Consider the following 12,258-nt stretch of genomic DNA (forward strand, 5'->3'; position numbering starts at 1 on the left):
GCGCGGTCGCGGGCGGGTTCCTCGTCGAGGTCCGACTCGTCGAACCGCTCGTACGCCCACGTGAACACCGCCATCTGGCGGCCCGCGTCGTTGACGTAGTAGTGCCGGTCGACGTCGTAGCCGGCGTACGCCAGCAGGTTCGCGACCGCGTCGCCGACGATCGGGTTGCGCGCGCGACCGACGTGGACCGGACCGGTCGGGTTCGCGCTCGTGTGCTCGACCACGACCGAGGTGTCCCGGTCGGGGAGCGCGCCGTACCCCGCGTCGGCGGCGGCCGCGTCGAGCGTGTCGACGAGGTAGCGCTCGCCGGCGTGGAAGTTGACGTACGGCCCGGCGGTGTCGACCGCGTCGAGGTAGTCGTAGCCGGAAACGTCGACCGCGTTCGCGACGTCCGCGGCCACGTTCGGCGGGGCGGCGCCGACCTCGCCCGCGAGTCGGAAGGCGACGCTGGAGGCGAGCGTCGCGTCCATATCGTCGGGCGGGCGTTCGATGCCGAGGTCGTCGGTCGGGAGGTCGAGCGCGGCGAGCGCGTCGCCGAGCGCGGCGACCACCTCCGACCGGAACTGCCTGAACATACCGTTCGTTCGACGGGGGAGTTAAAAGGGCCTTCCGAAGCGTCCCGCGAGAGGGTCAGTCGCCCGAAGCGGAGGACGGCCGGGGGTCGCAGACGGTCAGCGAGTCGGCACCGGTATATAAACGATCGACAGGGCGCAGCCGTCCGCCGTATCGCGTTAACTGACGGCGTCTCTGCTCGTCGCACTGACGATAGGTCGTTCCGTCCGACAGGGCTCGTAATCGCTTTCGAGCGGATTCGGTGCCGAAGGTGAGGGGGGCGGAGTCGTACGCGTCGTCGCCGAGGTCCGAGAGTCGTGGCACCGCTTCGTTCTCGATACGCAGTGCGTCCGGAGTGGCCAGATGAGCCTCCGGATCCGAAGGCGGAGTGGTGGAAGGTGTCGGCTCGGTCGGCTGTCCGCTCGGAACGGACGCGTAGGCGACTCCGGCGCGAGTGAGAGCGCGCCTAACCGCGCAGTCACGCCCGCGGGCCAGTCGCGAGTGGTCCCCGTTCCACACGACCTGTTCGGCGCCGACGGTCTCGGCGATGTGACCAACGACGTCGGTCGGATCTCCGCGCTGTATCACGAGGTCGCTACCCCGGTCCCGGTACCAGTCTCGAAGCGCGCGCAGCGAGCCGAGCATGAACGCGACCCCCAATCCATTGGCACGCGACAAGATGGCATCGTCCAGCACGAACACCGAAACGACACGGCAATCCTCTCGCTCGGCAGCGGTGAGGGCGGCCGAAAGCGCCGGATTCGGATGCGGCCGAAGGTTACGACGGTGCCAATGCAACTGCATGTACGTCCACAGGGGCGCTCGCGTAAGAAGGGTTATGGGGCGCCCCGACGGAAGCCTCTACTCCACGATCTCGTCGATCAGCTCCCGCGCGCTCCGCCGGACGGCCTCGTCGCTCTCGATCGAGGGCTCCCAGCCGAGGTCGACGAGCCGCTCGATGGAGAGGCGCATCTTCGGCACGTCGCCGGTCCAGCCGCGGTCGCCGCCGGTGTAGGCGTACTCGGGGTCGACGCCCATCTCGTCGGCGACGATGTCGGCGATGTCCGTGACCGAGGTGGTCGTGCGCGTCCCGAGGTTGTAGACGTTCAGGTCGTCGTCGGCGTGCTCGACGACGTACTGGATGGCGTCGACGCACTCCGAGACGTGCATGTACGACTTCTCCTGCCGGCCGTCGCCGAGGATCTCCAGCTCCGACGGGTCCGCGTCCAGCTTCTGGATGAAGTCGGGGATCACGTTCCCTCGCTGGTGGGGGCCGACGATGTTCGCGAACCGGAACACCCACGACTGGACGCCGTACGAGTGAGCGTGCGTCGAGATCAGCGCCTCGTCGGCGAGCTTCGAGGAGCCGTAGATGGAGATGGGCTCTAACGGGCCGTAGTCCTCCGGCGTCGGGCGGGGCGCCTCGCCGTACACCGTCGAGGAGGAGGTGAACGCGAGCCGGTCGACGCCGACCTCGTGCATGCGTTCCAGCACGTTGTACGTCATCGCCGTGTTGTCCTCGAACAGCTCGCGGTCGTCGTCGTAGTTCGTGTCGGTGTACGCGGCGAAGTGGAAGACGACGTCGAGGTCGCCCGTGACCGCCTCGGCGACGTCGCCGGGGTCGGTCAGGTCGGCCTCGACGAGGTCGGCGCCGTCGGGGACGCGGTCGCGGTCGCCCTTCGAGAGGTCGTCGGCGACGCGGACGGTCGCGCCGCGGTCGAGGAGCCGGGCCGCGAGGTGGCTCCCGACGAGCCCCGCGCCGCCCGTGACGAGCACGGTCGAGTCATCGAGCATACGCCCGAGTCAACGCGGCCCGGTAAGTACGCGTCGGTCGATCCGCGCCGCGCCCGCCGATCCGCGCCGCGCCCGCCGATCCGCTCCCCGCTCAGAGCCCCTCTTTCCCGCCCTCCTGCGCGAGGATGACGACCATCGAGAGCCCGGAGATGACGAGCAGGATGAGGGTGGGAACGACGGCGTACCGGTACAGGGCCGTCTCCTGCGCGCGCCAGATCTGCGTGACGATCGTCTCGAAGCCGGACGGGCGGAGGATGAGCGTGACCGGGAGCTCTTTCATCGTCGTGAGGAAGACGAGGGCGGCGCCGGCGACGATCCCGGACCGCGTGAGCGGGAACGTCACGCGGCGGAACGCCCCCATCGAGGACTCGCCGAGCGTGCGGCTCGCCTCGACGAGCTTGGGGTCGACACCGAGGATCGCGGTCCGCGTCGAGCCGACGACCTGCGGCAGGAAGCGGACGACGTACGCGAACACCAGTAGGGGAAGCGTCTGATAGAGCCACGGGAGGTAGCCGGAGCCGAAGTAGACCAGCGCGAGCGCCAGCACGATCCCGGGGACGGCGAACCCGATGTACGTCGCCCGCTCGAACAGCGCCGACAGCGGCGAGTCGTGGTTCGCGGCGAAGTAGGCGACGGGGATCGCCGCCAGTGCGGCGGCGACCGCGGCGGCGGCGGCGACCGAGACGGAGTTGACGACCTGGATCGGTTCGAACGCCATCGAGGGACGGCGCTCGGCCTCGGAGCGGAGGAGCCACAGGAGCAGGATCCAGACCGGCACGACGAGCGCGACTCCCGCCACCGACGCCGGCAGGAGCGTCGCCGGCCAGCGCCACCGACCGAGGCGCACGACGCGGTCGGTGGTACCCGCGTCGTCGCCCGGGGCGTCCCGGTCCGACCGGACCAGCCACTCCAGCGCGAGCACGACGAGGACGACCGCGAGGAGCTGGAGGGAGAGCAGCGCGGCGTAGTCCCGGCCGAACGCGTTGTACTCGACGTAGATCTGGCGGGTGAACACGGGGAGTCGCATGATCGACGGCGTGCCGAAGTCGGAGACCGCGTACAGCGCCGCCAGCAGCGAGCCGGCGGCGATCGCCGGGCGAACGACCGGGAGGGTGACCCGGCGGAACGCCTCGAACCGGCCGTGGTTCAGCGTCCGGGCGGCCTCGATCAGCGTCGTGTCGAGCGAGAGGAGCGCCGCCCGCGTCGTCAGGTAGACGTACGGATACGTGTACAGCGTGATCACGAGGATCGTGCCCGGGAGCCCGTACACCTCGGGGAAGCGGTCGATCCCCAGCGGCGCGAGCACGTCGTGGAACTCCCCGCGCGGACCGAACGCGGAGACGAACGCGAACGCGCCGACGTAGCTCGGCACGACGAGGGGGAGCGCGGCGACGACCGACCAGAACCGGCGGAACGGGAGGTCGGTCCGGGCCGTGAGATACGCCAGCGGCACGCCGACCAGGATCGACAGCGACGTGACGCCGGCCATCAACAGCAGGCTGTTGGCGAGGACCTCGGCGGTCGCGGCGCTGAAGAGGAGGTCCATCGCCCGCGACCGCTCGACGGTGACGGCCTCGATCACCAGCCACGCGAGCGGAAAGACCACCGTCGCGGCGATGGCCGCGGACAACAGGGTCAGCCCCGGCGGGAGGCGGTCGTCGCCGTCTGTCAGGAGGTTACGGATCCGACGTGTGAGGCTCATGGTCCGAGAGACGGGGTGTGTGGTGGGGAAATGGGGCACCGACCGTTAGCAGTTGCGATTCGGTCGTCGGTCGGCTCCGACGGATATAATAGTTTAGGGGGGCCTAAATTCGGCATGGAACTGACGCGTCGCGACGCGGCGGCCGCGCTGGCCGCCGTCGGCGCAACCGGCGGTCTCGCGCTCGCGACCCGTCGGACCGGCGACGACGGCGGCCCCGACGGCAGCGGCGGCTCGACCGACGAAGCCGGAGGGGGAGACGACGCGCTCCCCGACGAGGCCGTTCGCGCGTCGATGGCGGCGGTCGCGGCGGTGCTCTACCCGAGCGAGGTCGACGGCGTCGAGGCCTTCGTCGACGGCTTCCTCGACGGGCGGCTCGACGGGTCGCCCCACGCCGACGGCGTCCGCGCGGCGGTCGGCCAGCTCGACGACGCGGCCCGCTCGTGGTACGACGCGCCGGTCGAAGAGCTCGCCGAAGACGACCGCGACCGGCTCCTCCGGGAAGTCGGCGCCGACACCGCCGAGGAGGACTCGGACGGGACGGTCGCGGAGCGGGTGCGCTACTACGTCGTCAACGAGCTCCTGCTGGCGCTGTACGCCTCGCCGACGGGCGGCGAGCTGGTCGGCTTAGAGAACCCGCAGGGACACCCCGGCGGGACCGAGAGCTACCGGCGAGGCCCGCGATGAGCGCGGAGACGATCGACCGCTCCCCCGTCTCGGACGCGGACGTCTGTGTCGTCGGCGCCGGTCCCGCGGGCGCGCTCGTCGCCGAGCGGCTGGCCGCCGAGCGTGAGGTGGTCGTCCTCGACGCCGGTCCCCGGTTCGACCCCTCAGACCGCCTCGCGCGCCAGGAGCGGGCGATCCGCCCGAGCTACGACCGGCCCGACGTCTGGGACGTCGGCGGCGAGCGCGACGCCCACAGCAACGGCGGCGAGCGGTTCTATCCGCTGAACCACGCCCGGGTCAAGGGGGTCGGCGGGTCGACGCTCCACTGGCAGGGGATGGTGATGCGGCTCCACGAGGCCGACTTCAACTCCGAGACGGAGCGCGGCGTCGGCGCGGACTGGCCCGTCGACTACGCCGACCTCCGTCCCTACTACGCCGCGGCCGAGCGCGAGCTCGGCGTCGCCGGCGCCTCCGACAACCCCTACGCGCCGCCGCGGGAGGAGCCGCATCCGATGCCGGCGTTCGGGCCCTCCTACAGCGACTCGCTGTTCGCGGAGGCGTGCGAGGAGCTGGGGATCGACATGCACTCGGTGCCGAACGCGCGCAACTCGGAGGCGTACGACGACCGCTCCGCCTGCGTCGGCTACGGCACCTGCCAGCCCGTCTGCCCGGCGGGCGCGAAGTACGACGCGACCGTCCACGTCGAGCGGGCGGAGGAGAAGGGCGCGACCGTGATCGACCGCGCGGCGGTCGGGCGGCTGGAGCACGACGCCGACCGCGTCACCGCCGCGGTGTACGAGACCCCCGACGGCGGGGAGCACCGGCAGACGGCCGACGCCTTCGTCGTCGCCTGCGGCGGCGTGGAGACGCCGCGGCTCCTCCTGCTGTCCGACTCCGAGGAGTTCCCGGACGGCCTGGCGAACTCCAGCGGGACGGTCGGGCGGTTCTTCATGGACCACCTGTTCGCGGGCGTCGGCGGCACCCTCGACGAGCCGACCCGGCAGAACCACGTCGGCTTCTACACCAGCGCCTGCGACCAGTTCTACGACGAGGCCGACGCGGAGACCGCTCCGTTTAAATTGGAGTTCTTCAACTACGCCGGCCCCTCGCCCGTCGAGATGGCGCTGACCGGCGACGACTGGGGAGACGACCTCCTAGCGCGGCTCCGCGACGGCTACGGCACCCACGTGGCGATGGGCGGGCTCGTCGAGCAGCTCCCGCGGTCCGACAGCCGCGTGACCCTCGATCCCGACCGCACCGACGACCGCGGAAACCCGGTCCCCGAGATCCACTGGAGCGTCGACGACCGGGCGCTCCGGACCATCGAGCGCGCCAACGAGATCCAGCGGTCGATCCTCGAGGCGTTGGGCGCGGAGATCGAGTGGGTCGCCGGTCCCGACGCGACCGGCCCCGCCTACCACCACATGGGCACCACTCGGATGAGCGCCGACCCCGACGCGGGCGTCGTCGACGCCGACTGCCGGACCCACGACCTGACCAACTGCTGGATCGCGTCCAGCTCGGTGTTCCCCACGAGCGGCGCGATGAACCCCACGCTCACGATCGCCGCGCTGGCGCTGCGCGTCGCCGACGACGTCGAGCGCCGGCTCTGATCCTGTTTTAGGTAAACCTAAAAACTCAAGTGGGTGGGGCGACCCGGTAGAGGTAATGAGTGGATCACTCAGCGCGAACGGCTCGGCCGACGAGGTCGACGAGGCGGAGAACGGAGCGGCTGCCCCGAATGAGGGGGGCACCGAGCGCTACACCTTCGACGACGTCAGCGTCGTGATGGGAACGTATAACGAGGAGGAGGCGATCGGGACGGTCCTCGCCGACATCGACGAGGTCACCGGCGGGCGCGCCGAGGTCGTCTGCGTCGACGGCTCCTCGGACCGGACGCCGGAGATCGCCCGGGAACACGGCGCGCGCGTCATCGAGCAGGAGCCGCAGGGGTACGGCGTCGCCGTCCGCGAGGCGATCCTCGCGCCCGACCGGCCGGTCGTCGTCACGACCGACTGCGACGACACCTATCCGATGGAGCAGCTCCCGGAGTTCCTCGAGGCGATCAACGACGGCGCCGACGTCGTCAGCGGCGACCGGCTCTACCACGGCGCGGAGGCGATGCCCGCGTTCAACCGCCTCGGCAACCACGCGTTCGCGCTCCTGGCGAGCCTCCTGATGGGCGAGCGCGTCCACGACACGACCACCGGGATGCGCGCGTACCGCCGGGAGGTCGTCGAGAGCATCGAGTGGACCGAGAACACCGGCCTCTCCGCCGAGCTCCTCATCCGCCCGCTGATGCGCGGTCGCGACGTCCGCGAGCGCCCCATCGACTACGCCGAGCGCCTCGGCGAGACGAAGCTCGACCCGATCGAGGGCGGCGTCGCCATCGCGAAGTCCATCGTGACGGTGTGTCTCGAAGAGCGGCTGCGACGGCTGTAGGCGGGGACGACTGTTTATACCCGACGATCGTGGTGGCGCGTGCCGATGAACGCCCGGAGGGCGTGAATCGCACGCGCGAGGGAGTCGGTGGTCCGGAGCGAAGCGGAGGACTACCGACGAGGCTGGGGAGGCGTGAGGTGCGGTCGCGGCGCGGGCGGGCGGGGCTCAAAGGGGCAGCCGCGAGGCGGGCGCAGGCGTTCACGAGAGCAGAGCTCTCGTGAGCCAATCAGAACGCAAAGCGTTCTGATGCCGACGTAAGCACCGCAGAGAGCGAGTGAAACGAGCGACCGAGGAGCGCAGCGAGCGTGCGCCCGCCTCGCGGCTGGGGCTTTGTGAGCGTTCGCTGCCGGCTCAGGAATACCCGGTTATAACCGAGCGGCTGGAAGTTTGGAACCGATCTCCGCCGGTTCGCGATCGACCGTTTATAAACGATCGTCGGCGACTCACCGCGCTTCGTTCGCCTCGGCCTCCGTGTCGAAGGCGACCCACTCCGCGTGCGCATCGGGATCGTCGGGGATGTACGTCCCCCCCGTCCCGCACTCCGTCGTGAGCTGGCAGACGAAGCGCTCCGGCGGCCAGACGACCTCGACGCCCTCGTCCGTCGCCCGAACCGTCGCCTCCTGCCGGTAGGTGAACGTCGATCCCGCGGGGTCGACGAGCGTCACCGTCACGATCACCTCGTCGCCCGCGGCGTCGATCGGGACGGTCGCGTTCGGAGCGCCGGCGAGCCGCGCGCCCTCGGGCGTGAGCGACCACTCGGCCGCGAGCGAGTCGTCGGAGTCGCGCACGTTGTACTCGGCCCGGATCGTTTCGCCGGCGCCGGACGAGTCGCCGCGCGCGGTCTCCAGTCGAACCACCGCGCGCTGGACGCGGTCGGGGACGCCGACGGTCGTCGCCGCGTCGACTCGCTCTCCCTCCCGGACCGCGAGGGACTCGAGCTTGGGGGTGACGTGCCGGTCCGGGTTCGGCGTCCACGCGCCCTGATACGCGTAGCGGCGGAGCTCGCGGTCGGGGTACGCGTCGATCACCGCGAAGTCCTCGGCCGGGTCGCGGTCGAGCGCGTACACGACCGGACCGTCCAGCCCGGGGTCGTTCCGGAGCGGCTGGAACGGGTGGTGGAGCCACTCGCCGTACGGAGTTGGAACGAACACGAGGTCGTCCTCGAACGACGCCGACTCGACGGGCTCGTAGGCCGTCTCGTACTTGTCGGCGTGCGAGGCGTGTCGGTCGAGCGGCGCCTCGACCGCCGCGACCGCGCCGAGCGCCCCCCCGAGGATCGCAAGCACCGCGACCGCGGCGACGACCGCGCGCGCCGCCTCGGGCGCGGTCCGAGCGCCGAGCCGCGCGCGGAGCCGGGAGAGCCCCCGCGCGCCGGCGACGACGGCGACGCCGCCGAAGACCGACAGCGGGACGAGGAGGTCGAAGTGGTAGAACGGCCCGAAGCCGGCGACCAGCCCGTCGGTCGGATCCGAGAGCGTCGCGAGGAGGTTGTTCGTCCCCCAGAAAAAGAGGTTCCCGACGACGACGGAGACGGCGACGCCGGCGAGCAGGAGCCCCGCGGTGCGCTCGAAGCGTCGGTCGGCGGTCGCGTCACCGGCGCTGTCGCCGCTCCCGCCGCTCTCGTCGGACCCTCCCCCCAGCGCGCGCCGTCCCGACAGCCATCGGCTCGCGGCCAGCCCGCCGCCCGCGATCGCGAGCAGCGTCCCGATCGGCCCGCCGAGGGCCCAGCGCGTGGCGAGGTACCACAGCGCGTACCCGTTCGAGCGAAGCGCCAGCTCGGGCGTGTACTCCTCGCTGTGCCCGAGGATCCGGCGCTCGCCGAACCCGGGGCCGTCCATCGGCGCGAACGCCTCGTACGGGAACGTCAGCGGGGATCCGGTCAGCCGGAGGTTGTACGCGAGGGTGACCCCGACGAAGAGCGTGCCACAGAGCGCCGTGAGCCCGTGGCGGCGGACCGCCCCCGGAACCGGGAACGGCGGAACCCCCGCCTCCCGAACCGCGACGGCGACTCGGCCGACCGCGTGGAGGATGAAGGGCGCCGCGAACAGCACCGCCGTGTACGGCCGGGCGAAGAAGGCGAGCCCGATCGCGACCCCCGCGAGCCCGGCGAGCGGGAGCGACCGGGCGCGAACGCCTCGGAGGTACGCGACCGCGAACGCCAGGTTCAGGAACGTCGTCGGCGCGTACGGGAGGAACACCGAGGAGGTGACGAGCGCGAGCGGCGAGGCCGCGAAGAGGACGGCGGCCGCGAGGCCGACGCGTCGGTCGAAGACCGTCGACCCGAGCAGGTACACCAGCGCCGCGTTGCCGGCGGCGACCGCTGCGAGCGTCACCCGCGGCTCGCCGAACAGCGCCATCGAGACGGCGTACATCGCGGCGGGAACCGGGTTGTACTTCGGGTACAGCCGCCCGCCGTCCTCGATGAAGAACCACGGGTGGACGGCGTCGGCCAGCGCGCCGGCGTGGATCTCGAGCTGGCCGGAGAGCAGCAGCGCGGCCTGCATGAGGTATACCCCCTCGTCGTGATTGACGGAGTGGTAGCGGAAGACCGTCGCGGCGACGACGAAGGTGAGCGCGCCCGTCGCGGCGACGACGAGGGTGACCGCGAGCGTCAGGCGGTCTGCCCGAGCGATCCGGGCGCGCCCGCGACTCGCGAGGCGACGCACGAACGAACGCGGGGGAGAGGAGTCCGGACGAGACGACACGGGAGTCAATGAGGGCGGGACCTATACCTCGACGCCGGCGTCGCGCATGAGGTCGATCGTCGTCTCGAGGTCGGAGAGCTCCGTCAGGTCGATGTCCGGCACGTCGAGCTCGTCGATCGTGGGGAGATCGCCGATCGGCTCCACGTCGGGAATCAGCGGGTATTCGAACGTCGTCCGGGCGAAGTAGTCCTGTGCCTCTGCCGAGAGCAGGTGTCGGACGAAGTTCTCGGCGAGGGTCGGTTCGCTCGTCGTGTCCACGACGGCGGCGCCGGCGACGTTGAACACCGCGCCGGCGTCGCCCTCCGTGAACGCGGTCTCGATCGTCGCGTCCGGGTTGCCGTCGAGGACGCGCTGGATGTAGTAATGGTTCGCGAACGCCGCGTCGATGTTGCCGTCGGCGATCTCCTGACAGACGCGGAGCTCGTCGCTGTACGCGCTGATCCCCGACTCCACGACGGCCTCCAGCCACTCTCGGGTCGCCTCCTCGCCCTCGATGAGCCGCATGGCGGTGACGAACGCCTGACAGGACCCGTAGGAGGGCGCCCAGCCGAGGTCGCCGTCGAACTCCTCGGGGAAGGCCATGATGTCACTGGGGACGTCCGACGCCTCGTACGCGCTACCGTCGTACGGGACGCTCCGGGCCCGTCCGGACGTACCGACCCACTGGTCGGTCCGGAACTCGGACCGGACGAGGTCGGTGATCTCCGCGGAGAGCGTCTGCGCTCGACCCTCGTCGGCGAGCGCGCCGAGCGCACCCGCGTTGACCGAGTAGAACACGTCGGCCGGCGACCCCTCCCCCTCGTTGACAATCGCGTTCACGTGGTCGGTCGAGCCGGCGTACCGGACCGTCAGGTCGAAGTCGTCGTACAGGCCCTCGATGTACTCGATGAGCTCGCCCACGAGGAACTCGCCGCGGCCGGAGTACACCGTGAGCTCGCCCGACAGGTCGGGCATATCGGACATCGACGTGCCGCCGGGGGCGCCGCGCCCCTCGCGGCCCGATCCGATCTGGCCGATCGAGCCTTCGGCGCCGCCGTCGTCGCTCTCGTTTTCGCCGTCATCGTCGTCGCCCGTACATCCGGCGAGTCCGACGGCGCCGATCGCGCCCGTCGCCGCGAGGAACCGCCGGCGGTCAACGTCGGTTGGTATGTTATGAGTCATATGTTTTAGGCTAACCTAAATCAACTTAGTGGTGTCGGTTCAGTCGTCCGCGACCGCCGGCGTCCGGCGGATCCCGTCGAGGCAGTCGAGCCAGTCGCGCATGTACTCGCCGCAGTGGTTGAGGAACGCGCCGTTGTTCCACTCGGAGAAGTCCCCCTCCGCGAGCGCGTCGGCCATCTCCGCGAACGCCGCCTCGAAGGAGTTCGCGTCGTCTCCCTCCCCGTCGACGACTTCCCAGACGTGTTCGTTCAGTTCCAGCCCCGCAACCTCGTTCGCGAGGTCGTCGAACGTCGAGCGCGGCGCCTTGTTGTGCTCGCACAGCGGACCGCCGTTGTACACCCGCTTCCCCAGCACGTCCGCGGCCCGCTTGAGGAACAGCCCGGACCAGATGTCGTCGAACCGGCCCACGTCCCACTCGTTATCGTCCATCGGGAGCTGGTAGAACGCGGGGATCACCTCGCGGCGGAACGCGAGATTCATCGAGCAGACGGTGAGGTAGTTGCCCCGGGCGGCGACGAAGTCCTCGCCGAAGTCGTCGGCGGTCGTCCGGGTCTGCGCCTGTCCCTCCAAGTCGCCGTCCATCAGGATCCGGACCGCGTCGAGGTCGGGGACGTTCGTCCACAGCCCCTGCGAGGCGACGACCTCGCCGCCCGCGATCTCGACGGTTTCCGTCTCGACGGTCTCGTCCATCGCGGAGTACGGGTAGCCGCGGGGGTAGAGCCCGTGCTCGTCGGCGTTCTGATAGAGGACGTTCACCCACCGCTCGTCGGAGCTGACGGACTCGACCTCCCCCTCGAACGCGAGGTTCTCCATGTGATGGCCGAAGTAGTCCTCCTTGTCGTTCGGGAGCGTGTCGTCGTCGATGAACAGCCCGTACTCGAAGGAGTCGTCGGCCCACATGTAGAGGAGCCCGAAGCTCGTCTCGGCGTGGCTCGCGGCCGGGACGACGTGACCGTACTCCGCGACCCCGTTCGCCTCGTACCACTCCTCGCGACGGCTGCCGTCGAAGACCTCGCCGGAGACGTCGAGGTCTGAGAGCAATGCTCGCATCTCGTCGACGTCGCAGAAGTCCTCGGTGACGAGCACGAAGTGGAGCCGGGAGACGTCGAACCCGTGCTCGCGGGCGTTCGCGGCGTACTCGCGGAGACACTCGTACTCACGGATCGTGGGGACGATCACGCAGATGTCCCCGTTCGCGGCCGACCGACGGCGTTCTACCATACTCCAACATTTTTAGGT

Annotated in this window: 10 protein-coding genes; 3 read left to right on the top strand and 7 right to left on the bottom strand. The window is 70.5% G+C overall.

From position 1 onward, the window contains the following. The 4 genes from argS to R6U01_RS10440 form a co-directional block, all read right to left on the bottom strand. The coding region (argS, locus tag R6U01_RS10425; protein ID WP_410286392.1) for an arginine--tRNA ligase at window positions 1–575 on the bottom strand (575 nt) is incomplete at its 3' end. A 55-nt stretch (window positions 576–630) separates the two neighbouring features. Continuing rightward, window positions 631–1,356 carry a deoxyribodipyrimidine photo-lyase gene (locus R6U01_RS10430; protein WP_410286393.1) on the bottom strand — a complete coding sequence of 242 codons (726 nt, stop codon included), beginning with the start codon at window positions 1,354–1,356 and terminating at the stop codon, window positions 631–633. Window positions 1,357–1,413: 57 nt separating this feature from the next. Next, complete coding sequence (locus R6U01_RS10435) at window positions 1,414–2,346, bottom strand: NAD-dependent epimerase/dehydratase family protein (RefSeq protein ID WP_410286394.1); 933 nt, start codon at window positions 2,344–2,346, stop codon at window positions 1,414–1,416. A gap of 91 nt (window positions 2,347–2,437) precedes the next feature. Beyond that, the gene (locus R6U01_RS10440) at window positions 2,438–4,048 is read right to left on the bottom strand and encodes an ABC transporter permease (RefSeq protein ID WP_410286395.1); all 1,611 of its coding nucleotides are present in this window, start codon (window positions 4,046–4,048) and stop codon (window positions 2,438–2,440) included. Between the two features lie 114 nt (window positions 4,049–4,162). Between R6U01_RS10440 and R6U01_RS10445 the strand changes: the two genes are divergently transcribed. The 3 genes from R6U01_RS10445 (at window position 4,163) to R6U01_RS10455 (ending at window position 7,153) form a co-directional block, all read left to right on the top strand. Further along, the gene (locus R6U01_RS10445; RefSeq protein ID WP_410286396.1) at window positions 4,163–4,732 is read left to right on the top strand and encodes a gluconate 2-dehydrogenase subunit 3 family protein; all 570 of its coding nucleotides are present in this window, start codon (window positions 4,163–4,165) and stop codon (window positions 4,730–4,732) included. Continuing rightward, window positions 4,729–6,324, top strand: coding sequence for a GMC family oxidoreductase (locus R6U01_RS10450; protein ID WP_410286397.1), 1,596 nt, complete (start codon window positions 4,729–4,731; stop codon window positions 6,322–6,324). Before R6U01_RS10445 ends, R6U01_RS10450 begins: the two co-directional genes overlap by 4 nt. A gap of 175 nt (window positions 6,325–6,499) precedes the next feature. Then, window positions 6,500–7,153 carry a dolichyl-phosphate hexose transferase gene (locus R6U01_RS10455; RefSeq protein WP_410286418.1) on the top strand — a complete coding sequence of 218 codons (654 nt, stop codon included), beginning with the start codon at window positions 6,500–6,502 and terminating at the stop codon, window positions 7,151–7,153. 443 nt (window positions 7,154–7,596) lie between these two features. Here R6U01_RS10455 and R6U01_RS10460 read toward each other — a convergent pair whose 3' ends face one another. The 3 genes from R6U01_RS10460 to R6U01_RS10470 are packed head-to-tail and all read right to left on the bottom strand — an operon-like array spanning window position 7,597 to window position 12,240. Then, the gene (locus tag R6U01_RS10460; protein ID WP_410286398.1) at window positions 7,597–9,858 is read right to left on the bottom strand and encodes a glycosyltransferase family 39 protein; all 2,262 of its coding nucleotides are present in this window, start codon (window positions 9,856–9,858) and stop codon (window positions 7,597–7,599) included. A gap of 21 nt (window positions 9,859–9,879) precedes the next feature. Continuing rightward, on the bottom strand, window positions 9,880–11,019 hold the full coding sequence (locus R6U01_RS10465) for an extracellular solute-binding protein (protein WP_410286399.1): 1,140 nt from the start codon (window positions 11,017–11,019) through the stop codon (window positions 9,880–9,882). Between the two features lie 39 nt (window positions 11,020–11,058). Further along, window positions 11,059–12,240 carry an alpha-1 4-glucan-protein synthase gene (locus R6U01_RS10470; protein ID WP_410286400.1) on the bottom strand — a complete coding sequence of 394 codons (1,182 nt, stop codon included), beginning with the start codon at window positions 12,238–12,240 and terminating at the stop codon, window positions 11,059–11,061. Between the last annotated feature and the right edge of the window lie 18 nt (window positions 12,241–12,258).

Source organism: Halorubrum sp. (assembly GCF_046498025.1).
Classification (GTDB): Archaea; Halobacteriota; Halobacteria; order Halobacteriales; family Haloferacaceae; genus Halorubrum.

Excerpts from the sequence above, each read along its gene's own strand:
- R6U01_RS10455 (WP_410286418.1), top strand. The coding sequence starts at position 6,500 with ATGGGAACGTATAACGAGGAGGAGGCGATCGGGACGGTCCTCGCCGAC.
- R6U01_RS10435 (WP_410286394.1), bottom strand. The coding sequence starts at position 2,346 with ATGCTCGATGACTCGACCGTGCTCGTCACGGGCGGCGCGGGGCTCGTC.
- R6U01_RS10465 (WP_410286399.1), bottom strand. The coding sequence starts at position 11,019 with ATGACTCATAACATACCAACCGACGTTGACCGCCGGCGGTTCCTCGCG.
- R6U01_RS10440 (WP_410286395.1), bottom strand. The coding sequence starts at position 4,048 with ATGAGCCTCACACGTCGGATCCGTAACCTCCTGACAGACGGCGACGAC.
- R6U01_RS10450 (WP_410286397.1), top strand. The coding sequence starts at position 4,729 with ATGAGCGCGGAGACGATCGACCGCTCCCCCGTCTCGGACGCGGACGTC.
- R6U01_RS10430 (WP_410286393.1), bottom strand. The coding sequence starts at position 1,356 with ATGCAGTTGCATTGGCACCGTCGTAACCTTCGGCCGCATCCGAATCCG.
- R6U01_RS10445 (WP_410286396.1), top strand. The coding sequence starts at position 4,163 with ATGGAACTGACGCGTCGCGACGCGGCGGCCGCGCTGGCCGCCGTCGGC.
- R6U01_RS10470 (WP_410286400.1), bottom strand. The coding sequence starts at position 12,240 with ATGGTAGAACGCCGTCGGTCGGCCGCGAACGGGGACATCTGCGTGATC.